Here is a 24,087-nt window from a genome sequence, read left to right on the forward strand (position 1 = left end):
GGGGGTGGAAGAGTGCGGAACCCGGACAGGAGCCCGGACGGGGGAGCCGACGACTGGCCGTCGGACGGATCGACCTACCACGCGCCGGCAGCCTGCCCGCTCTGCGCGGGCGAGCTGCGCGCGGTGGAGGTCGACCCGCACACCGACCGGGCCGGTCGGTTGCTGGTCAAGGTCTTCGTGCCGGGCAAGGTGTTCTCGCGCAAGAGCACGGTGGAAGCGCTGGCCTGCCGTGGCTGCGGGCACCTGCTCTTCTTCATGGCGAACCCGGAGATCATGGACGCTCCGCCGCCGCGGACCCGTCGTTGGCGCTGAGCCGCTCTCCTGCTGCCGCTTCTGCTGCCGTCGCCGCCGGGACCGCCGTGGTCAGGCGGCGCACGCCGGGGAAGGCGGCGGTGCCCAGGCAACTGCCCGCGACCAGCACGGCGGCGATCAGCAGCGGGGCGGAGGCACCCCAAGCGCCCGCCGCCAGCGGCGTGAGGAGGTAGCCGACGGGGGTCGCGGCCAGCGAGAGCACCCAGTCGTACGAGCTGACCCGGGCCAGCACGTGGGCCGGGATGTGCTGTTGCACGGCGGTCTGCCAGACCGGGTTCAGGTACCCGAGCGCGCCCATCGCCACCGCGTAGCCGCCGATCAGCAGCGGTGCCGGCGCGGTCAGGGCGAGCAGCACCAGCGGGATCGCGTAGGTCGCCAGGCCCAGGTTGCCGACCAGCACCGGCCGACGCGGCGTCAGGCGGCCGGCCAGCAGCGAGCCGACGGTCAGTCCGACGGCGCCGGCCTCCAGCACGGCGATCCACGTCCCGTCGCCGCCGAGCCGGCGGGCGGCGAGCAGCGGGCCGAGGGTGGCCAGCACCGCGGCCGCCCCGTTCCAGACCGCGTGGGCCAGCAGGCTGCTCCAGTACCAGTCGCGCGAGCGCACCTCCGACCAGCCTTCGGCGAGGTCGGCCAGCAGCGTGCGGCGGGCGATGGGAGTGCGGCGGACCCGGATCAGCGTCAGCATGCTCGCGCTGACCAGGAACGAGGCCGAATCCAGCAGGAACGCCGAGCTCGCGCCGACGCCGAAGATCAGCAGGCCGGCCAGTGCGGGCCCGCACAGCTGCACCAGCGAAGTGGCCGAAGCGGTGAGCGAGTTGGCCGTGAGCCGGGCCGGCCCGTCCACCGTCCCGGCGACCAGTGGCATCCGGGTGGGAATGGCGAACGCCGAAGCGGCCCCGCCGATCGCCGAGACGATCGCCAGGTGCGGCAGGCTCGGCCGGCCGCCGAGCAGTTCGAGGCCGACGGTCAGCTGGCACAGGCAGCGCACCAGATCGGTGGCGAGGGCGACCCGCCGCGCGTCCCACCGATCGGCGGCCACCCCGCCGATCGGCAGTAGCAGCAGGCGCGGAACCATCGCGCAGCCCAGCACGGTGGCCAGCGCGGCGGCCGAACCGGTTGCCCGGGTGACCGCGATCGCGAGCGCGGTGGGGACGACGGCGTCGCCGACGGAGGACAGCGTGCGGCCGATGAAGAGCAGCCGGAAGGCGCGGATGCGCAGGGGATGCGTCACGGCGGCGATGGTATTTCGGCGCCGAAACGTTCGTCAGCTGTTGAACCCGACGTGCACGTGGTCGTGATGCGTGTCGTCGGTGAAGAACTGGTTCGGTGTCGTCCCGCCGGAGAGCTGGCGCGGACCGCCGACGTTGTACGACCCGGCCGCGGCCGCGGCGCGCATGAACCCGTCCACCAGGTCCTGCGGTGTGGTCGGATCCACCACGGTGCGCCCGTTGATCCGCCAGACGTCGAACGCCCGCCCCAGCGGATGGTCGCTCGGCCGGGTGGTGCCGAACACGTCCAACGGGTGCCCCGAGCGGACCACGCTGACCGACATCGAGTACGTCCGAGCAAGCGTCAGCATCGCCTGCAGCACGCTGTCGTGCACCGAGCCGCTGCGCACGTCGGCGAGCGCGGCGGGCGGGAGCTCGATCCGGCTGTCCGCGAGGACCGAGCTCGCGGCGGCCGACAGACTGCCGGCCGCCGCGCCGGGCGCTGCCGGGTGGAGCGCGGTGACGGTCCAGCGCGGTGCGGCCGCGCTGAGCCGGACATCGACCGTGGTGCCGCCCGCCGTGACCGGGCCCGTGGGGCTCGCGGCGGTCCACTGATCGCAGACCACCAGCACGCTCGCCGAGTCGGCCAGGATGCCGCCGTACTGCGCGTCGATCACCTGCAGCGCCGCCTGATCGGCGGTCGGGAGCAGCGGGCCGGCCTGGCTCACCAGCGCGGTGTCCACGCCACCGAGGGCGGCGACCCGTGCACCGGCCGCCGCGGCCCCCGAGCCGCCGGGCGGCCAGCTGCCGAGCGCCTCGATCAGCTGCACGGCCCGCAGCTTGACGTCCGGTTGGATCTCGCCGGGCCCGGGCACCCAGGCCGTGGTGGCCGGCAGGCTCCCCGGGCCGGTGGACGCGGCGGATGCCGACGCCGACGCTGACCGGGTCGCCGCCGGCGTGGCCTCCGCGGTGCCGGCCTGACCCGCACTCCGGCCCGGGCTCGTGGCGCCGCTGCTCGACTTGCCCCCGCCGGTGCACCCGGCGAGGGCGACGAGACCGACCCCGGTCCGCAGCGCCGTGCGACGACTGACCGGCGCCGTCGATCCGGGTTCCGTGCCAGGCTCCATGGCCCACTATGGGCACGGCCCGCCCCGGTCCGCGGGCATCCCCGCCGCGTGGCACGGAGGCTGACACCGGATCAGTCCAACGGCCCGGCCGGTCCAGCCCGCTAGGCTCAGCCCAGCCCGAGCGTGCTGAGCGCCGTGGTCCAGTCCGTCGCGATCGCGTTCTGCGCGTCCGCCAGCTGCGCCCGGCCCGAGCAGACGGCGGCCTTCAGCTTGTTCTCCACCCCGTCCTTCCCGTACGAGCTGCCGCCGCTGGCGCTGGAGTGCGGCTCGGGCCAGAGGTTGAGCGGGGAGGTGGGGGAGCCGCCCAGCTCCAGCGGTATGAAGTGGTCCTCCTCGTAGTCGGACATGTTGGTGTCCGCGTAGCCGTAGTCCACGATCCCCTGCGCCTTCAGGCGGTTGGTGTACGAGGTCGGCGGCCGGACGGTCGCCGTCCAGCCGGAGACGCAGATCGTCGAGTCGATGGTGTCCTGGGTGACATCCGGGTTCAGCGCACCCGGCGTGCAGCTGGGGTCGGGCAGCGGCAGGTAGCTCTGCGAGCAGCTGCCGGCGCTGTCTGCCGTGTGCGGGACGGCCGTTGCGGATACCCCGACTGCCGCCGCCACGCCGACCGTACGGATGTCGCCCGCCTGGGCGGTGGGGGCGCCGACCAGCGCGAGGGTGCCGGCGGAGAGGCTGAGCGCGACTGCGGTGGTGCTTCTCGCGAACCGGCGGTGCATCGAACGCATGGGAGCTCCAAGGGAGTTGACTCGGCGTGGGGCCGAGTGGATGCGTCCATGACAGCGATTGACCGGTGTCCCCGGAAGGAGGTGTGCGGTGAATTGTTGATGACGCGCGTAGAACGTCTTGTCCACCGCACCCACGCAAATTGCCGCCCCCGCGGCCCCCTTCGGCACCGCCCCTTCAGCACCGCCCCCTCGCCGATGCGTCCTCGCCGGCCGCCCGGGTGGGCGCGCCCCGGCGGTCTCAGCCCGTCCTGGTGAACACCAGCGAGACGTTGTGCCCGCCGAAGCCGAAGGCGTTGGTCAGCGCCGCCCGGTACTCCCCGCGCCGTGCCGCGCCGGCGACCACGTCGAGTTTGACGCGCGGGTCCAGCACCGTCAGGTTCCGGGTCGCGGGCGCCACCGAGTCCCGTAGCGCGAGGATGGCCACCAGTGCCCCGACCGCCCCGGCCGCGCCGAACAGATGGCCCGTCATCGACTTGCTCGCGGTGACGACGGGATGCGTGCCGATCGCCTCCGTGATCGACTGCGCCTCCGTCAGGTCGCCCAGCTCGGTCGAGGTCGCGTGCGCGTGCACCAGGTCGATCTGCAGCGGGGTCAGCCCAGCCGAGGTCAGGGCCAGCCGGATCGCCCGGATCTGGCCGTCCGAGCTGCCCGCGGTGATGTGGTACGCGTCCGAGTTGACGCCCGTCCCCGCGAGCGCCGCGTGCACCCGCGCGCCGCGGGCCGTGGCGAAGTCGGCGCGCTCCAGCACGACCAGTGCCGCCCCCTCGCCGAAGACGAACCCGTCGCGCTTGGTGTCGAACGGGCAGGAGGCCTCCTGCGGTGCCCCGTTGCGGGTCGAATGGGCCTTGGCCTGGGCGAACCCGGCGATCGGCAGCGGGTGGACGCAGGCGTCGGTGCCGCCGGCGATCACCACGTCCGCTCGGCCCAGCCGGATCAGGTCCAGGCCCATCGCGATCGCCTCGGCGCCGGACGCGCAGGCGCTGACCGGCGTGTGGGCCCCGCCGCGGGCGCCGAGTTCGATGCTGACGCAGGCCGCGGGCCCGTTGGGCATCATCATCGGGATGGTGTGCGGCGAGACCCGACGGATCCCGGAGGCCTGCAGGATGTGGTCCTGCCCGAGGGCGGTCAGCAGGCCGGCGTTGCCGGTGCCGATGACCACCGCCAGCCGGTCGGGGTCGACCTCGGGCCGGCCGGCGTGCGCCCACGCCTCGCGGGCGGCGACCAGGGCGACCTGCTGTGCGCGATCCAGCCGGCGGAGCTGCACCCGGTCCAGCACCTGGGAGGGCTCGACCCGCAGGCGCGCCGCGATCCGCACCGGCAGCCCGGCCGCCCACTCGTCGTCGAGTGCCGTTACCCCGGACTCCCCGGCCAGCAGTGCCGCCCAGGTCGAGTCGACGTCGCCGCCCAGTGGGGTGGTCGCGCCCAGGCCGGTCACCAGCGCGGGCGTCTGACCGGCCGTCATCGGATTCATCACTTGTGTCTCCTCTACTAGCGTGCCGCGTACCGAGTCGCCCTCGCCTGGGGCGATCTCCATCGCCAAAACCCACTCTGACTAGGAGGTTGAGCTGGTGCCGATATCCTCCGGGCTCGACTTTGGCACCGGTCTTTTGTCTGTTCCATACAACTCTGGCAGAAGGCTCGGCGAGACCGCCCGTAGACCTGTACCAGCGGGTAGGTTGGGGCGGTGATCACCCACGAGACCGAGCACGTCGTCGCGTTCTGGCAGCGCCTGGGCCTACCCGGGCTGATCGACGTGCACACCCACTTCATGCCGGAGAACGTGCTCGCCAAGGTCTGGGCGTACTTCGACGCGGTCGGACCGCTGATCGGGCGGGAGTGGGGCATCACCTACCGCGAGGGCGAGGCCGAGCGGTTGGCCGTCCTGCGCGGCTTCGGCGTCCGCGCGTTCACCGCGATGCTCTACCCGCACAAGGCGGGCATGGCCGAGTGGCTCAACGGCTGGGCGGCCGGGTTCGCCGCCCGGACCCCTGACTGCCTGCACACGGCGACCTTCTTCCCCGAGCCGGAGGCCCAGCGCTACGTGGCCGAGGCGATCGAGGCCGGCGCCCGGGTCTTCAAGGCGCATCTGCAGGTCGGCGGTTACGATCCGACCGATCCGTTGCTGGACGGCGTCTGGGGACTGCTCGCCGAGCGGGGGATCCCGGTGGTCACCCACTGCGGCTCGGGGCCGGCGCCCGGCAAGCACACCGGCCCGGGACCGATCGGCGAGGTGATGGCCCGTCACCCGCGGCTGCCGCTGATCGTGGCCCACCTCGGCCTGCCCGACTACGCGGAGTTCCTCGACCTCGCGAGCAGGTACCCGGCGGTGCACCTGGACACCACGATGGCGTTCACGGACTTCACCGAGGCGCAGTCCCCGTTCCCGGTCGAACTGCGCCCGCGGCTGCTGGAGTTGCAGGACCGGATCCTGCTCGGCACCGACTACCCGAACATCCCGTACCCGTACCGCCACGCCCTCGATTCGCTGGCCGGCCTCGACCTCGGCGACGAGTGGTTGCGCGCGGTCTGCCACCACAACGCCGCCCGGCTCTTCGGCCTGGCTCGCTAGGGTCAGGCGGTCTCACTCCGCCAGGTGCCGCTCCAGCGACGCCATCTTCCGGGTCAGCCCGTCCGTGACGCCGGCCCGGTCGTCGATCTTGATGACCGTGCTGACCCGGTTGGCGAACGGCTTCACCGCCGCCACCGCCTCCTTGATCACCGCCATCACCTCGTCCCAGTCGCCCTCGATCGAGGTGAACATGGCGTCGGTCCGGTTGGGCAGACCGCTGGCGCGCACCACCCGGACGGCGGCGGCGACCGCCTCGGCGACGTCCTCGCCGATGCCGAGCGGGGTGACGCTGAAAGCGGCGATCATGATTCCTCCACGGTGAGCGGGGTGGGTGGGCGGAGCGGATGGGCTGAGCGGATGGGCTGAGCGCGTTCAGATGATCATCAGCATGGTGCCATACCGTGCGGGCCCCGCCTGCCCTCTCCCTGGGGCTCCGTCAGCCGCCGTAGACGCCACGGCAGATCCGGGCCTGGTCGGAGTCGGCGGGCCACCTCCCGTAGGTCTCCGCGAGTGCGCAGACCCCGGAACCGCCCGGCGACGCGCCGGGTGCCGGCCCGGCGTCCGTGGTGCCGCCAGAGCCCCGCGATGCGGTGCCGGCGGGGTCCGGCGGGGGTTCGGGCGACGGGGCGGGCCTGGCAGGGGCGGTCGGGCCGGCGTGTCGCGCCGGTCCGCCGTTCCGGCCGGAGCCGGTGGCCACTCGGCCTGAGCCGCCGTCCCGTGTCGACTCCGGGGTCGCCCTCCCGCTCCCAGGGGTGGCCGACGGATCCGAGGCGCCGGCCGAGTCGCCCGACCCGGCGGAGCTCGGCCCGGGTGTGGTCACCACGGTGTGCTCCGTCAGGCCGCGCAGGCCGGTCGCCGCGGTGGGCGGCTGAAGCGGCGTCAGCGACCCGGCACTCGCCGTCGCCGCCGAGGAGCCGGAGGGTCCGGAGGCACCCGCCGTCGGGGCCGGCGGACCGCTGAGCCGCTGGGCCGACTGCCCCTGACAGCCCGACAAGGTCAGCACGACGGCGCAGCCGAGCCCGGTGAGGACGGCTCGCAGCAGGACGGGCGGCCGCGCTCGGGACGGTGTGGCGGGGGGCGGGATCTGGTTCACACGAGGTCAACGAGCCGCGCGAGCGGAAGGGGACACGCTGTCAACTCCGGTCTCCCGGCGTCATTCCTCCTCGCCTCCGCCGTCCCGATTCCGCAGCGGATCTCCGTAACGGATCTCGGCAACGGATCTGCGCAGCGGATCTCGGCGTACGGCTTCCCTTGGTGATCAAGGTGCGGCAGACTCTCGCGCGTGAGTATCGACACGGACGAGCCGCGCCGGATACGTGCCATCCGACATGTCGCGGCCCTCTCCTGCGGAGCGCCGGTCGACCCGGAGCTGCGGGTCACGCTGAACTTCCACCCCGACCGCCTGGTGAACGGTCGGCCGATCCTACGGGCGATGGCGGCCGACGGGGTGTACCGCTCGCAGTTCGTGACCGGGACCAGCAACGGTGGACTGACCGCCCACCAAGGCGGTGACCGCTGGCGATGGGAGCAGCGGATTTTCGGCGGCGTCTACGACGACGCGCCTGCGCACGAGCGCCCGGTCTACGGGGCACTGAACTTCCGGCGCCACGCGGTGGGCGCGGCACCGCGGTTCGGCTCGGCACACTTCCGGCTCGGCGCGGAGCCGGTCGCCCGGTCCACGTTCTGCTATCCGGACAGCTTCGCCGAGCCCTCGGACTTCGGCGTCGCCACGGCGATGTCGCTGGTGGAGCCGGCCACCGCCGACACCAGGGGCCCGCTGGACGACTACATCGAGGCACAGGTGCACGGCCAGGTCCGGTTCGACCGGCACGTGGAGGCGCTGGTGCTGGACCCGTGCTACCGGGGTACCGAGGTCGAGGCGGCCGCCCGGCTGTTGCCCTGCGCGCTCGAATGGCATCCGGGCTATCGACTCCCGGTCGACGAGCTACGCCGCCACCCGGACTTCCGCGGGCCGGAGTTCGTGGCACTGGGCGTCGAACTGGCTCGCGACGGGCACCTCGATCCGGCGATCATCGGCGACGCGTCCCGCACCGGCCGGTACGACGAGCAGGCGCTGAAGCGGGTCTGGCACTACGTCGCCCGGTTCGGCGCCGCCACTTCCTGACCGACCGGTCGCCCGCTCACCCTGCGACGAGGGCTCCGGAGCGCCGCCGTCGCCCTACTGGTCCAACCGGATGGCGCTCGTGGGCCACCCGGCGCGCCGGGTCGTGGCGGCCGCGCGCCACCGGCCCGACCGGCTAGGTTCGGCCGCGTGACCGGCAACGATGCGGTCCTGGCGCTGGTGGTCGTCACCGCGCTGGGCTTCGACTTCACCAACGGCTTCCATGACACCGGCAACGCCATGGCGACCTCGATCGTCACCGGCGCGCTGCCGCCGCGCGTCGCGGTCGGCGTCTCGGCGGTGCTGAACCTGGCCGGGGCGTTCCTGTCGACCGCCGTCGCGGCGACCATCGCCAGCGGCCTGGTCAACAGCCACGACGTGACCCTGACCGTGGTCTTCGCCGGGCTGACCGGCAGCATCCTGTGGAACCTGGCGACCTGGTTCCTCGGGATCCCGTCCAGTTCCTCGCACGCGCTGATCGGCGGCGTGGTGGGCGCGACGATGGCGGCGGCCGGCTCCTCCGCCGTCAAGTGGCAGGGCCTGGTCTCCAAGGTGATCGTGCCCGCCGCGCTGTCGCCGTTCATCGCCGGCGCGATCGCCACGGTCGGCACCTACCTGGTCTACCGGCTCACCCGCGACGTGTCGGAACGCACCCGTGGGCACGGCTTCCGGATCGGGCAGGTCGGCTCGGCCTCCATGGTCTCGCTCGCCCACGGCACCAACGACGCGCAGAAGACCATGGGCGTCATCACGCTGGCCCTGATCGCCAACGGGACCCTGCACACCGGCGCGAAGTCGCCGACCTGGGTGATCGCCTCCTGCGCGGTGGCGATCGCCCTGGGCACCTACATCGGCGGCTGGCGGGTCATCCGGGCGCTGGGCAAGGGGCTGGTGGAGATCGAGCCGCCGCAGGGGATGGCCAGCGAGTCGGCCTCGGCCGCGGTGATCCTCTCCTCCACCGACTTCGGCTACTCGCTCTCCACCACCCACGTGGCCACCGGGTCGATCCTGGGTGCGGGCGTCGGCAAGAAGGACGGCGAGGTGCGCTGGCACATCGCCCGCCGGATGGTGGTGGCCTGGCTGCTCACCCTGCCGGCCGCCGCCCTGGTCGGTGCGCTGGCCTACTGGGCCGCCCACGGGATCGGCGGGACCGGCGGCGTGGTGGTGATCTTCGTCGTGCTGGTGCTGGCCTCGGTCGCCTTCTTCCTCGCCTCCCGCCACCCGGCCGTGACGCCGGAGAACGTCAACGCCGCCTGGACCGGATCGGTCCACCCGGCGCCGGACTCCCAGGAGGTGGCCTCGTGAACTCGTGGATCAACCTGAACGCGTTGTGGAAGATCGTCGTGGTCGGCCTGCTCACCGGCGCCGGCCTGCCCGCGCTCTTCGCGATCGGGCTGCGCCTGCTCACCCCGCCAGCCCCGCCCACGCCGGCCGGCCAGGCCGCGGCTCAACGGCCCACGGTCGGGCCGATCGCCTACGCGCTGGCCGGTCTCTGCTTCGCGGTGGTGCTCGCCGCGATCGGCTGGGGCATCTCGGTCATCGTCAACCACAGCTGACTTCGGCGCTTAGCGTGCGCAGCGCACGCAGTTCGTAGTACGGTACAGATGCGTGCTCGACGCACGCAGAGATTCACCGAACGACGAATCCCCAGGGGACCGCCATGACCATCGCCACTGCCACCTCTCGCACCGACGTCACCTCCGCCCTCACCGACCTGCTCCTCACCCCCGGCCTGGAGCTGGCCGAGGCCGTCGACCGGCACTTCGCCCCCGACTACCGCCAGCGCACCGACGGCCGCTGGGCCGACCGTGCCGAGTTCACCGCCCACATCGCCCACCTGCGCACGATCGTCGCCGGCGGTTCGATCCAGGTCCTGGAGGAGCTCGTGCAGGGCGACCGTTACGCGGACCGCCACATCATCGACGTGCAGAAGACCGACGGCTCCGTCGTCCGCACGGAGGTCTACCTCTTCGGCGAGTTCGCCGCGGACGGCCGGTTCCGCCGCATCGAGGAGACCACCCTGATGCTCCAGGGCGCCGATGCCGACCGGAACATCGGCAGCGCCCGCTGATCCGGCGGACGCGCCGTCAGGTCGCCTCGCCCCGGCGAGCCGGTCGACGCCCGCCTGCGCCTGCGCAGGCGGGCAGCGGGTCCTGGCCCACCGGCCGGTGCCCGCGGTCGGCCGAGTCGGCGCCGATCAGGAGGTCACCGGTGACGCTGGAGCCGTCCGCGAAGTGCGCGGTCACCGTGCCCGCCGGGTCGGTGTCGTAGTGGGTGGGCCGGGCACCATTTGTGCCTGGTGTCAGGCCTGTTCGGGCCCGAGGTGTTCGCGCAGGGCGGCCCGGGTGAGGGTGGTCGCGGTGTGGACGGCGCTGGCGATGGCGTCCTCGGGGGCCAGCCGGCACAGGTCGGTGAGGGTGAAGAGGGCCTCGGCGCTGATCACGACCATGAGGTCGTTCCTGAGCTGCGCGAGCGCGGCGGGGTCGGTGGCGCCGAGGGTGTCGGCCAGTGGGGCGAGCGCGTGGTCGATCAGGCCGACCCGCAGGGCGGGGCGGGCGACGGTGGTCACGGGCTGGGTGATGGTGGCCGCGATCATGGCGCGAGTGGCGCCCTGGTAGGTCAGGACGGTGCGCAGCAGGTGCTCGGTCGCGGCGGCGATGCGTTCGACCGGGTCGCTGGACTCCGCGACCGAGGCCAGCGCCTCGGCCGGGGTGGGCCACTGCCCGGTCATCGCCTCCTGCAGCAGGGTGGCCAGGTCGGGGAAGTAGCGGTAGGCGGTGGCCTCGGAGACCAGGGCGGCCTTGGCGACCTCCGGCATGGTCACCTCGCGGCCGGTGCGCATCAGCTCGGCGGCGGCCTGCAGGATCGCCGTCCGGGTGCGCAGCTTCTGATTGGCGCGACTGTCCATGCCCTGCGGCGCCGTGGGTTCGATCTTCTGCATGCGACCACCATAGCAAGTCGACTCCGATGATGAGAGTGCGCTTGCATGAGTTCTGCGCCTGCCCTACTGTAATGAAAGTCAGCTCTCACAAAGAGAGTCGACCGTGATCGGCTCGACGACAAGGAAGCGTCACCATGACTGTCACCGCCCCCGCCAGCACCTCCCGCACCATCACCCTGCGCAACGGCTTGGCCCTCACGATCCAGGAGTTCGGCGAGAACACGGAAGGCACCGGCGTGCTGATGCTGCACGGTGGCGCCGGGCCGCGCTCGATGGCCGGGTTCGCCGCCGGCATGTCCCAGCACGCCTACGTGGTCGTGCCGACCCACCCCGGTTTCGACGGCACGCCCCGCCCGGAGTGGGCGGACAGCGTCGCTGACCTGGCCAGCGCGTACCTGGACCTGCTCGACGAGCTCGGCCTGACCGGCGTGATGGTGGCCGGCAGTTCGGTCGGCGGCTGGATCGCCGCGGAGATGGGGCTGCGCGACAACCGGGCGGCGATCAGCGCGCTGGTCCTGCTCGGCGCGACCGGCATCGCCCCCGAGCCCGGGCTGGAGATCGCGAACCCCGCGCAGCTCGGCCCGGTCAGGACCGGCGAACTGGCCTTCCACAAGCCCGAGCTGCGGCTGAACCCGGCCGCGCTCAGCGACGAGCAGAAGGCCGTGATGGGCGCGAACCAGCGCACCCTGGCCGTCTACGCGGGCGACCCGTTCTGCCACGACCCGAAGCTGCGCGGCCGCCTGCACCGGGTCACCGTCCCGGTGCTGGTGCTCGCCGGTGAGCAGGACGGGATCGTCCCGCTGGCGTACGGGCGCGCGCTGGCGGACTCCTTCCCCCGCGCCACCTTCCGCGCTGTCTCCGAGGCCGGGCACTTCCCGCACGTCGAGCAGCCCGGGGCGGTCTTCGAGGCCATCGGCGCCTTCGTCGACACGGAGGTCAAGCCGGACGGCGAGTGACCGCGGGCGGCCGCGCCGACCACCTCGGCGCCGCCGCCCCCGGGCCGCTCGTACGGATCTTGCCGGGCGCACGGCTCACAGCCGTGGGATCACCTCGGCGCCGTAGCTGTCGATGGTGCTGTCGATCGCGTCGTGCATCGCGTACACCGCGAACTGGTCGACGCCGAGCGAGCGCAGCTGGGCCAGGCGTTCGAGCTGGACCGCCGGCGGGCCGATCAGGCAGAAGCGGTCGACGATCTCGTCCGGCACGAAGGTGGTGTCCGGGTTGTCCGCCCGGCCGTGGTGGCTGTAGTCGTAGCCGTGCCGGTCCTTGATGTAGGCGGTCAGGGCCTCCGGCACCAGGTCCGAGTGCTCGCCGTAGTGGGTCACCAGGTCGGCCACGTGGTTGCCGACCATGCCGCCGAACCAGCGGCACTGCTCGCGGGCGTGCGCGAGCGCGGCGGGCGAGTCGTCCGCCGTCACGTAGGCGGGAGCCGCGACGCAGATCCGCACCGAGTCCGGGTCGCGGCCGGCCGCCGTGGCGGCCGAGCGCACCGCCTTGATCATGTACTCGGTCAGGTAGGGATCCGCCAACTGTAGGATGAAGCCGTCGGCCTGACGACCGGTCAGCTCAAGGGCCTTGGGCCCGTAGGCACCCATCCAGACCGGCAGCGCGCCGTCCTTGACCCACGGCAGCCGCATCTCGGTGCCGTCCACCACGGCCGAACGCCCCTCGGCGAGCTCCTTGATCGCGTGCATCGCCTCGCTGAGCCGGGCCAGGGTGGCCGGGCGCCGACCGGCCACCCGCATCGCCGAGTCGCCGCGCCCGATGCCACAGACGGTCCGGTTGCCGAACATGTCGTTCAGCGTGGCGAAGAGCGAGGCGGTCACCTCCCAGGTCCGGGTGGAGGGGTTGGTGACCATCGATCCCACGGTCAGCCGCTCGGTGTGGCCCAGGATCTGACTGTAGATCACGAAGGGTTCCTGCCAGAGCACGCAGGAGTCGAAGGTCCAGCCATGGGTGAACCCGGCCGCCTCGGCGCGCTGCATCCGCTCGACCAGCAGTCGAGCCGGCGGGTCGGTCTGGAGGACGAGCCCGATGTCCATACAGGTCTCCGTTCGTCGGAACGTCATATCGGAACGTCACGGGGGTGGTCAGCTGAGGTACTGGCAGGTCCCTCGCCGCAGGAACCCGCCGTGCCCGGCGCGGCCGAGCCAACGCCCCTCCTCCAGCAGCACGTTGCCGCGCGACAGCACCAGCTCAACCCGGCCGGTCAGCCGGCGCCCCTCGTAGGCCGAGTAGTCGACGTTCATGTGGTGGGTGGTGGCCGAGATGGTCTGGGTCGCGCCGGGGTCGTAGACGACCACGTCGGCGTCGGCGCCCGGCGCGATGGTGCCCTTGCGCGGATAGAGGCCGAACATCCGGGCCGGCGCGGCACAGGCGATCTCGATCCAGCGGCGCCGCGAGATCCGTCCCTCCACCACCGCCTGATGCAGCAGGTCCATCCGGTTCTCCACGCCCGGCAGCCCGTTGGGGATCTTCGAGAAGTCGCCGCGCCCGAGCTCCTTCTGGCCCACGAAGCAGAACGGGCAGTGGTCGGTGGAGACCACCTGGAGGTCGTCGGTGCGCAGGCCCTTCCACAGTTCGGCCTGGTGCTCGCGCGGGCGCAGCGGGGTGGAGCAGACGTACTTGGCGCCCTCGAATCCTGGCCGGGCCAGGTCGTCGGTGGAGAGGAAGAGGTACTGCGGGCAGGTCTCGCCGAAGACCGGCAGGCCCTGGTCCCGGGCGGTGGCCAGCTCGGCCAGCGCCGAGGCGGCCGAGACGTGCACCACGTAGAGCGGCGAACCGGCCACCTGGGCGAGCTTGATCGCCCGGTGGGTGGCCTCGGCCTCCAGCAGCTCACGGCGCACCTCACCGTGGTAGCGCGGGTCGGTGTGTCCGGCGGCCAGCGCCTGCTCGACCAGCACGTCGATGGCGATCCCGTTCTCCGCGTGCATCATGATCAGCCCGCCGTTGCCGGCACAGCGCTGCATCGCCCGCAGGATCTTGCCGTCGTCGCTGTAGAAGACGCCGGGGTAGGCCATGAAGAGCTTGAAGGAGGTCGACTCGCCGCTCTCGGTGAGCAGGTCCAGTTCCTTCAGCACCTCCTCGGTGACGTCCGAGACGATGGTGTGGAAGGCGTAGTCGATCGCGCAGTTGCCCTCCGCCTTGGCGTGCCAGCTGTCCAGGCCCGCGCGCAGCGAGCCGCCCACCGGCTGGACGGCGAAGTCCACGATCGTGGTGGTGCCGCCCCAGGCGGCCGCCCGGGTGCCGGTCTCGAAGGTGTCGGAGGCGCTGGTGCCGCCGAACGGCAGTTCCATGTGGGTGTGGGCGTCCACCCCGCCGGGGATGACGTACCGTCCGGTCGCGTCGATCACCCGGTCCGCGGTCCAGCCGGCTGCCACCTCGCTGCCGGTGCTGGCGAGTGCGACGATCTGCTGGTCCTCGATCAGCACGTCGGCCAGGAGTTCCTCGGCGGCGGTGATCACCAGGCCGCCCGTGATCAGGATGCGTGTCATGCCGGCTGCTCCTGTCCGGTCGGGTCCTGCTCCCGTTCGGCTGCCGCTCGCCGCAGTGCCTCGACGAGCAGGTCGGCGCCCTCGCGCGCCTCGGTCTCGGTCAACGACAGCGGCGGGGCGATCCGCAGCACATCACCGGCCCGACCGCCCTTGCCGATCAACAGGCCCAGGGCCCTGGCGTGTTCCAGGGTCGCGGTGGCCGTGGCGGCGTCCGGCAGCGCGACGCCCAGCATCAGGCCGCGGCCGCGCACCTCGCGCACGATCGGCAGCTCCAGCCGAGCGGCCTCCAGCCGGGCGCGCAGCAGGGCACCCGTGTGCTGGGCGTTGGCCGGCAGGTCGTGGTCCAGCAGGTAGCGCAGGTTGGCGAGCGCGGCGGCGCAGGTGATCGGGCTGCCGCCGAAGGTGGAGATCGAGTTGGCGCCCAGGCTGTCCATCACCTCGGCGCGGGCCACCACCCCGCCCATCGACATCCCGTTGGCGATGCCCTTGGCGAACGTCAGGATGTCCGGCGGCCCCGCCTGACCGTGCGCCTGCCAGCCCCAGAAGTGGTCACCGGTACGGCCCCAACCGGTCTGCACCTCATCGCTGATCCAGAGGATCCCGCGCTGGTCCAGCACCTGTTTGAAGGCGGCCAGCAGCCCGTCCGGGCCATGGGTGAAACCGCCGACGCCCTGGATCGGCTCGGCGATCAGCGCCGCCACGGTGCCCTCGGCCTGACCGAGCATCTCCTGGAGGTCCGTCACGCAGGCCGCGATGAACTCGGCGTCGGTCAGCCGCGCGTACGGACCGCTGTCGCGCACCCCGCCGTGCACGTAGAGGGTCTGCAACGGGGAGAGGCTGGTGGGGGACCAGGCGGTGTTGCCCGTGATGCCGACGGTGGAGAAGGACCGCCCGTGGTAGCTGTTGCGCAGCGCCAGGATCTGGTTGGACCGGCGGTAGGTGGTGGCCAGCAGCAGCGCGGCGTCGTTGGCCTCGGTGCCCGAGGTGGTGAAGAAGACCTTGGCGTCCGGGATGCCGGACAGCTCGGCGATCTGCTCGGCCAGTTCCACCATCGCCGAGGAGAGGTAGAGCGTGGAGGTGTGCAGGATCCGGCCGGCCTGCTCGGCCACCGCCTTGGTCACCTCGGGCAGGGCGTGGGCGGTCATGGTGGTGAGGATGCCGCCGAAGAAGTCCAGGTAGCGGTTGCCCTCGGAGTCCCAGACGTGCCGGCCCTCGCCATGGGTCAGCTCGATCGGCTCCCGGTAGTAGGTGGCCAGCCAGGCGGGCAGCACCGCACGGTGGCGGGCCCGCAGCGTGTCGGTGGTGACGTCGGTGGTGGTCATCGGGTGGTGCCCTCCTCGGCTAGGGGTGTGGCGGGGCGCGGTGGCCGGGCCTCGGCGGACTCAGGCCTCGGTCAGTGGCCCGTACGCCTCCGGTCGGCGGTCGCGGTAGAACGCCCACTGCTGGCGCACCTCGTCGATCAGCCCCAGATCGAGGTCCCGGATCACCAGCTCCTCCTCCTTGTCGGAGGCGACCTCGCCGACGAACTGCCCGCGCGGGTCGACGAAGTACGAGCTCCCGTAGAAGTCGTTGTCGCCGTACTCCTCCACCCCGACCCGGTTGATCGCTGCCACGAAGTACTCGTTGGCGACCGCTGCGGCCGGCTGCTCCAACTGCCAGAGGTAGGCGGAGAGTCCTCGGCTGGTGGCCGAGGGGTTGTAGACGATCTGGGCCCCGGCCAGCCCGAGCGCCCGCCAGCCCTCGGGGAAGTGCCGGTCGTAGCAGATGTAGACGCCCACCTTGCCCACGGCGGTGTCGAAGACCGGCCAGCCGAGGTTGCCGGGCTTGAAGTAGTACTTCTCCCAGAACCCCTTGACCTGCGGAATGTGGTGCTTGCGGTACTTGCCGAGGTAGCTGCCGTCGGCGTCGATCACGGCGGCGGTGTTGTAGTACACGCCGCTCTGCTCCACCTCGTACACCGGCACGACCATGACCAGGTTCAGCTCGGCGGCCAGCTCGCGCATGCGGGTGACGGTGGGACCGTCCGGCACCGGTTCGGCCCAGCGGTAGTGCTCCGGATCCTGCACCTGGCAGAAGTACGGGGCGTTGAAGACCTCCTGGAATCCGATGACCCGCGCTCCCTGCGCGGCCGCCTCGCGGGCGTACCGCTCGTGGAGCTCCACCATCGAGGACTGCTCGCCGGTCCAGCGGGTCTGGACGAGGGCGGCGCGGACGATCTGGGACTGCGACATGGGAACCGCTCCTGAATCAGTTGAGGCTGACGGGACCTGGAGCTGTCGAGCCGGGGCGATGACGTGCCGACGTGCGATGACGTGCGAATGAGCGCTGACGTGCGAATGTGCGATGACCTGCCAACGATCCGGACGCCCCCGCGTCACTCCGGCGATCGGGTGACAGGCGACGGGTGGCGAGCGCGGGTCGGAGGAGGTAACGGCCTGCGACGGGTGTCCTTGCAGACTCCCCAGCGCGGTGCCGGCCGAACCCCGACAACCTGTCAGCTCTCGGCGGCGCTTCGGCCCGGGCCGGTGACACACCGCCAGTAGGCGGGCCGAAGGGTCGCCCCCGTCCGGTCGGCCGGGCGCGGAGCCGGAGTTCACCCGGGTGGACCAAGCATGCGGCCGGGCCGGCGCCATCCGGGTGAGGACCGGCTGTCCGAGCGGCGCGTGCGGTGTCCCCGGTCACGGGGGCGGCGCCGCCGTCTCGTCCGCCCCGTTCCCGCAGGCGTTCGGCAGTGACGGGTGGCGCCCGATCAGCACCACGCCCAGCACCATGGCCAGCAGCCCGGCCGCCTCCCAGGCCAGCGCGCCGGGCGTGACCCGCAACTGGTCACCGAGGAACCCCACCGCGCAGACGATCCCGGCCAGCGGCTGGGCGGCGGTCAGCGCCGGGAGCGACATCCGCAGCGGCGCCACCTCGAAGGCGCTCTGCACCAGCAGCAGCCCGACGGCGCCGAGGGCGACCACCGCGTACGGCTCCCAGCGGTGCAGCACCGCCGCCACGCCGGCGGCGTCGATCCGGTTCGCGGTGGCACGGGTAAGCGAGTCCTGCAGCCCGTAGAGCAGTCCGGCGGCCAGCGCGAGGACGGTGGCCTCCTCGAAGAGCGGCAGCCGCCGCCCGAAGGACACCAGGAGCAGCGCGAGTCCGGCCACCACGCCGAAGACCAGCCAGTGCCGCAGTTCGCCCGCCGCCGCGCCGCCGCTGTGCGGATCGCCCGCCAGGATGAAGGCCGTCACCCCGAGGCCCAGCAGCACCACCCCGCCCCAGCCCGACCGCCCCAGCCGCTGGCGGCTCAGCACGCTGGCCAGCGCCATCGCGAAGACGAGATTGGTGGTGAGCAGCGGCTCCACCAGGGAGACCTCGCCCAGGCCCAGCGCCCAGGCGCTGAGCACCAAGCCGATCACCATGGCCGTGAGCCCCGCGAGCCACTCGGGCACCTTGAGCAGGTCCAGCAGCAGCCGCCAGTGCAGCAGGTCGGAGCGTGGCGCACGCTGGGCGGCGTGCTGCTGGAGCACGAACCCGAGGCCCAGGCAGCAGGCGGCGCCGATCGCCAGGAAGAAGACCGCCACGCAGGATCACCCGGCCGTCGTGTGGTCCGACCGCGCCGCTCGGGCGCCCGAGCGGGGGCAGCCTGGCACGGTGTTCGATTCGCCGCCAGCGTACCTCCGCCCTCGCGGTACGCCGCCGACCGTGCGGCGGCACCCGCGTGTCGGCGCGGCGGCCGGCGGTGGGCCCGGGGCGGGGGCCGATAATGGAAGTGCTGGACCCATGACTCCATGACCCAAGGAGTTGGCGGACGGGAACGGGGGAGGAGGCAGCGATGATCATCCGGATGTGGGAGGCGCGGGTCGCGCCCAAGCTGATGACGGAGTTCTGCGCGGTGATCCAGTCGGAGATGCTGCCGGAGCTGGTCGGCCTCGACGGCTACCTCGGCGGCGAACTGCTGCGCTCGCTGCCCGGCAGCACGCACCGCGTCCTGGTGGTGACCAGATGGCGCGACGAGGAGGCGCTGCGGGCGTATGCCGGACCGATGTGGACGAAGCGCCCGGTCTGGTCGGAGAACGAGCTGACCTACCTTGAACACCCGCCGGAGGTCGCTCACTTCACGGTGCTCAGCACCCAGTGAGCACCGGCTGCGGGGCTCGGCGCGGGGTGGCAACGGGCGGATCGTAGGCTGATGGGATGACCGCCCCCGACGCTGCCCCTGGCGCTGAAGCCGCCGCTGCTCCCGCCCCGATTGTTCCGGTGCCGGTGCCGGTGCCCGTGCCCGTGCCCGTGCTCGGCGAGGAGTTCCTCGCCTTCTGGGCTGAGCGGCACCTCTGCACCCTCACCACCCTGCGGCCCGACGGCACACCGCACGTCGTTCCGGTCGGCGCCACCTATGACCCCGCCACCGGCATCGCCCGGGTGATCTCCAGCGCCGGCAGCCGCAAGGCGCGCAACGTCGCGGCGGCCGGGGAGCGGGGCGCCCGGGTGGCGCTGTGCCAGGTGGACGGCGGGCGGTGGGCGACCCTGGAGGGGGTCGCCGTGCTGCGCCGCGACCCGGATGCGGTGGCCGACGCCGAGGCCCGGTACGCGCTGCGCTACCGCACCCCGCGCCCGAACCCGGAGCGGGTGGTCATCGAGATCACGGTCACCCGGACCCTGGGGCGCGGGACCAGCCCGCGCCCGGCAGCGTCCTGACCGTCGGGACCGCCTTCCGCGCACCCTGACGGCCGCGCACCCGCCGCCGGCAGCTCAGCGGGCCGGGCCGGTGGCCGCCTGCCGCAGCGCCCGCAGCGCCTCGGGCTCGATGCCCAGCACCCGGGCCCGGACCAGCACCGGGTGCGCCCGCAGCGCCGCGCCGGCCCGGACGTACGTCTCCCAGCGACGGTCGAACTCGACCTGCTCACCGGCCGCCCAGGTGCAGCGCTGCACCGCCTGCGCGGGATCGGGAAAGGCCGCCCGCCGGCGGTCTCGCACGGCGAGCGCGTAGTCGCCGACCGCCCGGTCGGCGGCGAGCACGGCGTGCTGAAGGGCGATCAGATCGACGGGCATGGCGAGAGCCCCGGTCGGCGCGGTGAACACGGAGCCCACGTTAGGCGCCGTCCCTGACAATCGCTCGACTCGCGCTGGAGGCCGGCCCGAGCGGACCCGAGCGGATCCGAGTGCGCCGCCGCAGTCCGAACTGACTGTCAGTCGGGCCTGCCACACTCGCGCGCATGAAGGAACTTCCCCCGCAGAACCTCTCGCCCGCCTGGCCGAAGGCGCTCGACACCCGCAGCCCGCTGCCCAGGGTCGGCGACGAACGTGAGACGTTGACCGCCTTCCTGGACTGGCACCGCGCCACGTTCGAGCTCAAATGCGCCGGGCTGTCGGCGGACCAGTTGGCGGAGAAGAGCGTGGCGCCGTCCGGGCTGAGCCTGCACGGGATCGTCCGGCACCTGGCCGGGGTCGAGCGCTGGTGGTTCGCTCTGCAGTTCGCCGGCCTGGACCTGCCGCAGCTGTACTACTCCGACGACGACCCTGACCAGGATTTCGAGTTCACCGGCGGCGACCTGTCGCACGATCTCGCCGTCTGGCGGGCGGAGTGCCGGCGGTCCCGGGAGATCGTGGCCGCCGTCCCCTCACTGGACCAGCTCGCGGCCGCGCCGATGACCGGCGAGCCGATCTCGCTGCGCCGGATTCTGGTGGGCCACATCGCCGAGTACGCCCGGCACACCGGTCACGCCGACCTGCTGCGCGAACGGTTGGACGGCATGACCGGCTACTGACCGCGCCGACCCGCGCGGCGCGCCCCCGTCGCGCTCTCCCGGCTCACAGGCCGCTCGGCCAGGCGTAGTCGTGCGGCACGGTGACTCGGGCGTTCTCGGCGGCCGTCCCGTAGACCAGGGCGATCTCGTCGTGCGCGCCGAGGGTGATCGCCGCCGGGTCGCCGGTGACCGGCTTGCCGTTGACGTACGCGGTCAGCGTGTGGGTCGCGTCCGTCCCCGCGCCGCCGAGGTGGTCGGCGGCCAGTGAGACCTGCCACTCGGTCATGAACTGGCCGAGCGTGAAGCGCGCCTGGACCGGCGACTCGATGTGGATCACGCCGCTGGTGTCATGCGTGTGCAGCGGACTGATCTGCTGCGCGGCCTCGTCGATGCCGACCAGCGCGGGGACGGTCACCGCCTGGCCGTCCAGGTAGACGTCGAGGTGGGCGTGGATGTGCTCGGCGGTGCCCTCGGCACCGAGCATCGGCAGGCCCGCGGCCGCCACGGCGGCGGCCGGGTCGGCCGGAGCGGACCACGGCGGCGCGCTGGTGCGCCCGTCGGCCGTGGTGCGCGGCTGGGTGGGTATCGCGGGCGTCGTCGAGGACGCGGCGGCGGCCGACGAGCTGCTGCCCCCCGCGGTCACGGCGACCGCGGTCACGCCGCCCAGCACGGCCAGGCCGAGCAGTCCGGCCGCCGAGCGGACCAGCAGGCGCAGCTTGCGCTCGGCCCGCCGCTCCGCCTCACGGGCGGCGGCCGCCTTGGTCCGGCGGTCGTCGGGCGTGCCGGCCGGCTTGCGGGTGGCCTTGCGGGGCGTGCGGGTGGGCTTGGCAGCGGGGGTGCGGTGCGGCTGCTCGGCCATCGGCGGCGTCCTGTTCCTCGGTGGTCATTCAGCGTGATGTTTCGAATTTGAACTCAGATCGACGGTACCTCGCAGAGGAATGTGAACAAAAAGTGTGCGACAGCGAGGTCCGAAATCCGCCGGTCGGGCCTCCCGGGACACGGCAGAGTGGAGGGGTACACCACCCTCAGCGAGAAAGGTCAGCCGCCGTGACCAGCGATGCGACCAGCACTGTGAGCAGCACTGTCCACGCCACGATCGACAGCCCGCTCGGCGAGCTGCTGCTGGTCGGCGAGGAGTCCGCGAGCGCGCCCGGCGGGATCACGCTGCGCTCGTTGTCGGTCAGCGGGCAGCGCCGTGCCGTCACCGTCGAGCCCGGCTGGCGGGCCGATCCGGCCGCCTTCACGGAGATCGTGGCCCAGCTGCGCGCGTACTTCGCGGGGGATCTCAAGGAGTTCGCGGTCGAGCTGCACGCCGAGGGCACCGAGTTCCAGCGCCGGGTCTGGCAGGCGATCGACACCATCCCGTACGGCACCACCACCACCTACGGTCGGCTGGCCGAGCAGATCGGCGCGCCGCGTTCGGCGGTCCGCGCGGTTGGCACGGCGATCGGCGCCAACCCGCTGCTCATCATCCGCCCGTGCCACCGGATCATCGGTGCCAACGGCTCGCTCACCGGGTATGCCGCCGGGCTGGAGCGCAAGGAGTACCTGCTGGCTCACGAGGGTGCGCTGCCGAGCACCCTGGTCTGATCCGCGTCTGCCGGACCGTTGCCGCCGTGGCGGATGCCGGCGCTGCCGCGCCTCGCCCGGACCGCAGGGGTCGAGTGAGGCACGGCAGCACCGGGTGGGTCGGCCGGCCTTGGGCTACCACCAGTCGGTGCAGGTGATGGCCTGGTCAAGGGTCAGACCGCAGGCGCGGAAACGGTAGTTGGGGTCGGAGCTGGTGCCCTTGGACGGGGACGTCTTGGAGCTGTTGTCGCCGTGATCGACGGTGAACGGCCCGCACTGGAGCCAGGTGTGGCCGCCGTCGCGGGTCCAGTCCATCCAGACGCTCTCGCCGGAGCGGGTGGCGCCCTCGATCTTGGCGAACCCTCGGCCGCCCGCGGACTGGAGGCTGATGGTGTCGCCGTCGTGGGACGCGGAGCGCTGGACGGTGCCGGAGGCGGTGTCGGAGACGTCGACGAAGCCGTTGGCACCGCCGGCGCAGTCGGAGGCAGAGGCGGCGGCCGGGCCGGCGGGGGCGGCGATCAGCAGACCGGCGCCGAGGGCGAGGGCGGCGGTGACCGCCGCGGTGCGGAGCTTGGGCAGGTAGGACATGGCTTCTCCTCGAAGGGGTTCGAAGGGCTTCGAAAGGGTGAGGGACGGTCAGCAGGTGGGGACGGAGTCGAGCCAGGCCGGGCCCTGGAGGTAGATGTTGGAGATCCAGGCCTGGTAGTCGGGCAGGAAGGACCAGGCGTCGTTGGTGATGCCCTCGGCCGTGATGCTCTGCGCGTGCTCCTGGCAGGAGACGCGCACGGTGGTGGCGTCCGGGAAGGCGTAGACGCGAGGGCTGTCGGCGGACGGCTGGACGTGGGTCCAGACCCCGGTGCTCCAGGTCTGTTCGGTGATCCCGGTCACCGGGCCCGGGTTGATCCGGACGGCGCCGAAGTAGTCGCCGTCGAGCCGGGCGTCGCTGACCATGATGTGCGTGCCGGACTGGCGGGCCTCGACCATCTTGCCCGCGCCCAGGTAGATGGCGATGTGGTGGAGGTTGTCGGAGCTGCCGTAGGCGAGCAGGTCGCCGGGCAGTAGCGGGGCGCTGCCCTGGCCGGGAGTGAAGCGCTCGGCTGCGTGCAGGGTGTAGAACTGCTGGCCGGCGTCGCCGTTCAGCAGGTCCGTGCCGGTGGCCTGGGCGTAGGCGTACCGGACCAGGCCGGAGCAGTCGAAGCCCAGGCGTTCGTTGTCGTGGTCGCTGGCCGGGTCCACCCCGTCGGGGTGGCCGTAGGTCGCCCCGGGGTCCGGACCGTGGCCGCCGCCCCAGGTGTACCAGACGCCGAGCTGCCCGCAGGCCGCCCGGACGGCGCTCTCGGCCGTGGCCGAGGCACCCGTCGTGAGCGGTGCGCAGTCGCCGGTGTCGCGGGGCCCGGCCCGGCCGTCGGCGGCTCCGGCCCAGGCGGCGAGGGGCGGGCCGGCCAGCAGCAGGAGCAGGCAGGCGAGAGTGGTGAAGGCGGAGCGGAGCTTGGCGTTGATCGTGGCGGACATGGCGAGGCTCCCGGGTCAGGGGTGACTGAGGACAGGGCTGGGCCGAGGACAGTGGTCGATGAGGCCAGGGCACTGAGGGCAGGGCACTGAGGCCAGGGCACTGAGGGCAGGGGCAGTGAGGCCAGGGGCACGGAGGGCAGCGGTCGCTGACGACAGGGGCCGCTGAGGACAGCACCCATTGCGGACACAGGTGACGGAGGTCCAGCAGATCGACGACCGCTGATGGTTGGTCAGTGCAGCGGCGGCGGCTGGTGATTCGAGAGTGCTGGTCGGCGCCCGGCGGTGTCCAGCGGGTAGCCGTCGCCCAATCGGCGGGAAACGGGAAACACCTTGGGAAACCCCTGCTGACCTGCGGTTCCCGGTGGGCTCAGCAGCCGGGTCGGTACGGCTGATCGGGGAGCAGCCGAGCCCACTGCTCGGCGCTGACCGTGCCCACCAGGCGGCAGATCTCGCGGCTGCGCTGCTGGGTGCTGGAGTTCCAGAGGCGGACCGTGCCGTCGCTGCCGCCGCTGGCCAGGGTCTGGCCGTCCGGGCTGAAGGCCACTGACCAGACGGCGTCGGTGTGGCCGGTCAGGGTGGCGGTGAGGGTGTGGTCGTGGGTGTCCCAGGTGCGGACGGTGCCGTCGTTGCCGGCGCTGGCCAGGGTCTGGCCGTCGGGGGCGAAGGCCACGGCGCGCACCGAGCCGGTGTGGCCGGTCAGGGTGGCGGTGAGGGTGTGGTCGTGGGTGTCCCAGGTGCGGACGGTGCCGTCGTTGCCGGCGCTGGCCAGGGTCTGGCCG

At 72.6% G+C, this 24,087-nt stretch carries 27 protein-coding genes and 1 pseudogene; 12 read left to right on the forward strand and 16 right to left on the reverse strand.

Going from position 1 to position 24,087, the window contains the following annotated elements:
* The first annotated feature begins 12 nt into the window (after nucleotides 1-12).
* Nucleotides 13-312 carry a hypothetical protein gene (locus P3T41_RS17765; protein WP_280690843.1) on the forward strand — a complete coding sequence of 100 codons (300 nt, stop codon included), beginning with the start codon at nucleotides 13-15 and terminating at the stop codon, nucleotides 310-312.
* Here the strand turns inward: P3T41_RS17765 and P3T41_RS17770 are convergent.
* Nucleotides 272-1,543, reverse strand: a complete 1,272-nt coding sequence (locus P3T41_RS17770) for an MFS transporter (RefSeq protein ID WP_280690844.1) — start codon at nucleotides 1,541-1,543, stop codon at nucleotides 272-274. The two genes, P3T41_RS17765 and P3T41_RS17770, sit on opposite strands and share 41 nt — an antisense overlap.
* A gap of 33 nt (nucleotides 1,544-1,576) precedes the next feature.
* A complete protein-coding gene (locus P3T41_RS17775; RefSeq protein ID WP_280690845.1) occupies nucleotides 1,577-2,350 on the reverse strand; it encodes a hypothetical protein in 774 nt (257 codons plus the stop codon).
* 10 nt (nucleotides 2,351-2,360) lie between these two features.
* Between P3T41_RS17775 and P3T41_RS17780 the strand changes: the two genes are divergently transcribed.
* On the forward strand, nucleotides 2,361-2,501 hold the full coding sequence (locus P3T41_RS17780) for a hypothetical protein (protein WP_280690846.1): 141 nt from the start codon (nucleotides 2,361-2,363) through the stop codon (nucleotides 2,499-2,501).
* Nucleotides 2,502-2,754: 253 nt separating this feature from the next.
* On the opposite strand, the gene P3T41_RS17785 is transcribed toward P3T41_RS17780, so the two are convergent.
* Nucleotides 2,755-3,372, reverse strand: a complete 618-nt coding sequence (locus tag P3T41_RS17785; RefSeq protein WP_280690847.1) for a hypothetical protein — start codon at nucleotides 3,370-3,372, stop codon at nucleotides 2,755-2,757.
* 238 nt (nucleotides 3,373-3,610) lie between these two features.
* Entirely contained in the window at nucleotides 3,611-4,834 is a 1,224-nt protein-coding gene (locus P3T41_RS17790) for a beta-ketoacyl-[acyl-carrier-protein] synthase family protein (protein WP_280690884.1), read from the reverse strand.
* Between the two features lie 225 nt (nucleotides 4,835-5,059).
* On the opposite strand from P3T41_RS17790, the gene P3T41_RS17795 reads away from it, so the two are divergent.
* Nucleotides 5,060-5,941 carry an amidohydrolase family protein gene (locus P3T41_RS17795; RefSeq protein WP_280690885.1) on the forward strand — a complete coding sequence of 294 codons (882 nt, stop codon included), beginning with the start codon at nucleotides 5,060-5,062 and terminating at the stop codon, nucleotides 5,939-5,941.
* Nucleotides 5,942-5,953: 12 nt separating this feature from the next.
* Here P3T41_RS17795 and P3T41_RS17800 read toward each other — a convergent pair whose 3' ends face one another.
* A complete protein-coding gene (locus tag P3T41_RS17800) occupies nucleotides 5,954-6,247 on the reverse strand; it encodes an MTH1187 family thiamine-binding protein (protein WP_280690848.1) in 294 nt (97 codons plus the stop codon).
* A 976-nt stretch (nucleotides 6,248-7,223) separates the two neighbouring features.
* On the opposite strand from P3T41_RS17800, the gene P3T41_RS17805 reads away from it, so the two are divergent.
* The 4 genes from P3T41_RS17805 to P3T41_RS17820 all read left to right on the forward strand — a co-directional run bounded on the left by P3T41_RS17805 (nucleotide 7,224) and on the right by P3T41_RS17820 (nucleotide 10,134).
* The gene (locus P3T41_RS17805) at nucleotides 7,224-8,066 is read left to right on the forward strand and encodes a DUF3626 domain-containing protein (protein WP_280690849.1); all 843 of its coding nucleotides are present in this window, start codon (nucleotides 7,224-7,226) and stop codon (nucleotides 8,064-8,066) included.
* A gap of 147 nt (nucleotides 8,067-8,213) precedes the next feature.
* Entirely contained in the window at nucleotides 8,214-9,368 is a 1,155-nt protein-coding gene (locus P3T41_RS17810; RefSeq protein WP_280690850.1) for an inorganic phosphate transporter, read from the forward strand.
* Nucleotides 9,365-9,619: a hypothetical protein gene (locus P3T41_RS17815; protein ID WP_280690851.1), complete on the forward strand. Its 255-nt coding sequence runs from the start codon at nucleotides 9,365-9,367 to the stop codon at nucleotides 9,617-9,619. Before P3T41_RS17810 ends, P3T41_RS17815 begins: the two co-directional genes overlap by 4 nt.
* A gap of 104 nt (nucleotides 9,620-9,723) precedes the next feature.
* Nucleotides 9,724-10,134, forward strand: coding sequence for a nuclear transport factor 2 family protein (locus P3T41_RS17820; RefSeq protein ID WP_280690852.1), 411 nt, complete (start codon nucleotides 9,724-9,726; stop codon nucleotides 10,132-10,134).
* A gap of 231 nt (nucleotides 10,135-10,365) precedes the next feature.
* Here P3T41_RS17820 and P3T41_RS17825 read toward each other — a convergent pair whose 3' ends face one another.
* Complete coding sequence (locus tag P3T41_RS17825) at nucleotides 10,366-11,004, reverse strand: TetR/AcrR family transcriptional regulator (protein ID WP_280690853.1); 639 nt, start codon at nucleotides 11,002-11,004, stop codon at nucleotides 10,366-10,368.
* 134 nt (nucleotides 11,005-11,138) lie between these two features.
* On the opposite strand from P3T41_RS17825, the gene P3T41_RS17830 reads away from it, so the two are divergent.
* On the forward strand, nucleotides 11,139-11,960 hold the full coding sequence (locus tag P3T41_RS17830) for an alpha/beta hydrolase (protein ID WP_280690854.1): 822 nt from the start codon (nucleotides 11,139-11,141) through the stop codon (nucleotides 11,958-11,960).
* A 75-nt stretch (nucleotides 11,961-12,035) separates the two neighbouring features.
* Here the strand turns inward: P3T41_RS17830 and P3T41_RS17835 are convergent, their stop codons facing one another.
* The 5 genes from P3T41_RS17835 to P3T41_RS17855 form a co-directional block, all read right to left on the reverse strand.
* The gene (locus P3T41_RS17835) at nucleotides 12,036-13,046 is read right to left on the reverse strand and encodes a TIGR03842 family LLM class F420-dependent oxidoreductase (protein WP_280690855.1); all 1,011 of its coding nucleotides are present in this window, start codon (nucleotides 13,044-13,046) and stop codon (nucleotides 12,036-12,038) included.
* A gap of 48 nt (nucleotides 13,047-13,094) precedes the next feature.
* Nucleotides 13,095-14,498 carry a dihydropyrimidinase gene (hydA, locus tag P3T41_RS17840; RefSeq protein WP_280690856.1) on the reverse strand — a complete coding sequence of 468 codons (1,404 nt, stop codon included), beginning with the start codon at nucleotides 14,496-14,498 and terminating at the stop codon, nucleotides 13,095-13,097.
* Nucleotides 14,495-15,820, reverse strand: a complete 1,326-nt coding sequence (locus P3T41_RS17845; RefSeq protein ID WP_280690857.1) for an aspartate aminotransferase family protein — start codon at nucleotides 15,818-15,820, stop codon at nucleotides 14,495-14,497. The genes hydA and P3T41_RS17845 overlap by 4 nt, the downstream gene beginning before the upstream one ends.
* Nucleotides 15,821-15,880: 60 nt before the next feature.
* Nucleotides 15,881-16,729, reverse strand: a complete 849-nt coding sequence (locus P3T41_RS17850; protein WP_280690858.1) for a nitrilase-related carbon-nitrogen hydrolase — start codon at nucleotides 16,727-16,729, stop codon at nucleotides 15,881-15,883.
* A 447-nt stretch (nucleotides 16,730-17,176) separates the two neighbouring features.
* The gene (locus P3T41_RS17855; protein WP_280690859.1) at nucleotides 17,177-18,064 is read right to left on the reverse strand and encodes a DMT family transporter; all 888 of its coding nucleotides are present in this window, start codon (nucleotides 18,062-18,064) and stop codon (nucleotides 17,177-17,179) included.
* Nucleotides 18,065-18,315: 251 nt separating this feature from the next.
* Between P3T41_RS17855 and P3T41_RS17860 the strand changes: the two genes are divergently transcribed.
* Together P3T41_RS17860 and P3T41_RS17865 are read left to right on the forward strand one after the other, a co-directional pair.
* Nucleotides 18,316-18,621, forward strand: a complete 306-nt coding sequence (locus P3T41_RS17860; RefSeq protein WP_280690860.1) for an antibiotic biosynthesis monooxygenase — start codon at nucleotides 18,316-18,318, stop codon at nucleotides 18,619-18,621.
* A gap of 56 nt (nucleotides 18,622-18,677) precedes the next feature.
* Nucleotides 18,678-19,178 (forward strand): PPOX class F420-dependent oxidoreductase, encoded by a 501-nt coding sequence (locus P3T41_RS17865; RefSeq protein WP_280690861.1) that lies wholly within the window; start codon nucleotides 18,678-18,680, stop codon nucleotides 19,176-19,178.
* A gap of 54 nt (nucleotides 19,179-19,232) precedes the next feature.
* Here P3T41_RS17865 and P3T41_RS17870 read toward each other — a convergent pair whose 3' ends face one another.
* Complete coding sequence (locus tag P3T41_RS17870; RefSeq protein WP_280690862.1) at nucleotides 19,233-19,562, reverse strand: hypothetical protein; 330 nt, start codon at nucleotides 19,560-19,562, stop codon at nucleotides 19,233-19,235.
* A 134-nt stretch (nucleotides 19,563-19,696) separates the two neighbouring features.
* Here P3T41_RS17870 and P3T41_RS17875 point away from each other — a divergent pair, with 134 nt between their 5' ends.
* Nucleotides 19,697-20,248, forward strand: a complete 552-nt coding sequence (locus tag P3T41_RS17875; RefSeq protein WP_280690863.1) for a DinB family protein — start codon at nucleotides 19,697-19,699, stop codon at nucleotides 20,246-20,248.
* Nucleotides 20,249-20,291: 43 nt separating this feature from the next.
* Here P3T41_RS17875 and P3T41_RS17880 read toward each other — a convergent pair whose 3' ends face one another.
* Nucleotides 20,292-21,086 (reverse strand): hypothetical protein, encoded by a 795-nt coding sequence (locus tag P3T41_RS17880; protein WP_280690864.1) that lies wholly within the window; start codon nucleotides 21,084-21,086, stop codon nucleotides 20,292-20,294.
* A 188-nt stretch (nucleotides 21,087-21,274) separates the two neighbouring features.
* Between P3T41_RS17880 and P3T41_RS17885 the strand changes: the two genes are divergently transcribed.
* Nucleotides 21,275-21,817, forward strand: a complete 543-nt coding sequence (locus P3T41_RS17885; protein WP_280690865.1) for a methylated-DNA--[protein]-cysteine S-methyltransferase — start codon at nucleotides 21,275-21,277, stop codon at nucleotides 21,815-21,817.
* Between the two features lie 114 nt (nucleotides 21,818-21,931).
* On the opposite strand, the gene P3T41_RS17890 is transcribed toward P3T41_RS17885, so the two are convergent.
* The 3 genes and pseudogenes from P3T41_RS17890 to P3T41_RS17900 form a co-directional block, all read right to left on the reverse strand.
* Complete coding sequence (locus P3T41_RS17890; RefSeq protein ID WP_280690866.1) at nucleotides 21,932-22,384, reverse strand: hypothetical protein; 453 nt, start codon at nucleotides 22,382-22,384, stop codon at nucleotides 21,932-21,934.
* 48 nt (nucleotides 22,385-22,432) lie between these two features.
* Nucleotides 22,433-23,308 carry an NlpC/P60 family protein gene (locus tag P3T41_RS17895; protein ID WP_280690867.1) on the reverse strand — a complete coding sequence of 292 codons (876 nt, stop codon included), beginning with the start codon at nucleotides 23,306-23,308 and terminating at the stop codon, nucleotides 22,433-22,435.
* A gap of 367 nt (nucleotides 23,309-23,675) precedes the next feature.
* Nucleotides 23,676-24,087, reverse strand: a pseudogene (locus tag P3T41_RS17900) (DNA-binding protein); the annotation flags it as partial.

Origin of the sequence: Kitasatospora sp. GAS204B (assembly GCF_029892155.1) — a bacterium.
Lineage (GTDB): Bacteria > Actinomycetota > Actinomycetes > Streptomycetales > Streptomycetaceae > Kitasatospora.

What these genes read in the sequence shown, in the direction of transcription:
- P3T41_RS17785 (WP_280690847.1), bottom strand. Translation starts at nt 3,372, where the DNA reads ATGCGTTCGATGCACCGCCGGTTCGCGAGAAGCACCACCGCAGTCGCG.
- P3T41_RS17790 (WP_280690884.1), bottom strand. Translation starts at nt 4,834, where the DNA reads ATGACGGCCGGTCAGACGCCCGCGCTGGTGACCGGCCTGGGCGCGACC.
- P3T41_RS17800 (WP_280690848.1), bottom strand. Translation starts at nt 6,247, where the DNA reads ATGATCGCCGCTTTCAGCGTCACCCCGCTCGGCATCGGCGAGGACGTC.
- P3T41_RS17820 (WP_280690852.1), top strand. Translation starts at nt 9,724, where the DNA reads ATGACCATCGCCACTGCCACCTCTCGCACCGACGTCACCTCCGCCCTC.
- P3T41_RS17825 (WP_280690853.1), bottom strand. Translation starts at nt 11,004, where the DNA reads ATGCAGAAGATCGAACCCACGGCGCCGCAGGGCATGGACAGTCGCGCC.
- P3T41_RS17830 (WP_280690854.1), top strand. Translation starts at nt 11,139, where the DNA reads ATGACTGTCACCGCCCCCGCCAGCACCTCCCGCACCATCACCCTGCGC.
- P3T41_RS17835 (WP_280690855.1), bottom strand. Translation starts at nt 13,046, where the DNA reads ATGGACATCGGGCTCGTCCTCCAGACCGACCCGCCGGCTCGACTGCTG.
- hydA (WP_280690856.1), bottom strand. Translation starts at nt 14,498, where the DNA reads ATGACACGCATCCTGATCACGGGCGGCCTGGTGATCACCGCCGCCGAG.
- P3T41_RS17845 (WP_280690857.1), bottom strand. Translation starts at nt 15,820, where the DNA reads ATGACCACCACCGACGTCACCACCGACACGCTGCGGGCCCGCCACCGT.
- P3T41_RS17850 (WP_280690858.1), bottom strand. Translation starts at nt 16,729, where the DNA reads ATGTCGCAGTCCCAGATCGTCCGCGCCGCCCTCGTCCAGACCCGCTGG.
- P3T41_RS17860 (WP_280690860.1), top strand. Translation starts at nt 18,316, where the DNA reads ATGATCATCCGGATGTGGGAGGCGCGGGTCGCGCCCAAGCTGATGACG.
- P3T41_RS17865 (WP_280690861.1), top strand. Translation starts at nt 18,678, where the DNA reads ATGACCGCCCCCGACGCTGCCCCTGGCGCTGAAGCCGCCGCTGCTCCC.
- P3T41_RS17875 (WP_280690863.1), top strand. Translation starts at nt 19,697, where the DNA reads ATGAAGGAACTTCCCCCGCAGAACCTCTCGCCCGCCTGGCCGAAGGCG.
- P3T41_RS17880 (WP_280690864.1), bottom strand. Translation starts at nt 21,086, where the DNA reads ATGGCCGAGCAGCCGCACCGCACCCCCGCTGCCAAGCCCACCCGCACG.
- P3T41_RS17890 (WP_280690866.1), bottom strand. Translation starts at nt 22,384, where the DNA reads ATGTCCTACCTGCCCAAGCTCCGCACCGCGGCGGTCACCGCCGCCCTC.
- P3T41_RS17895 (WP_280690867.1), bottom strand. Translation starts at nt 23,308, where the DNA reads ATGTCCGCCACGATCAACGCCAAGCTCCGCTCCGCCTTCACCACTCTC.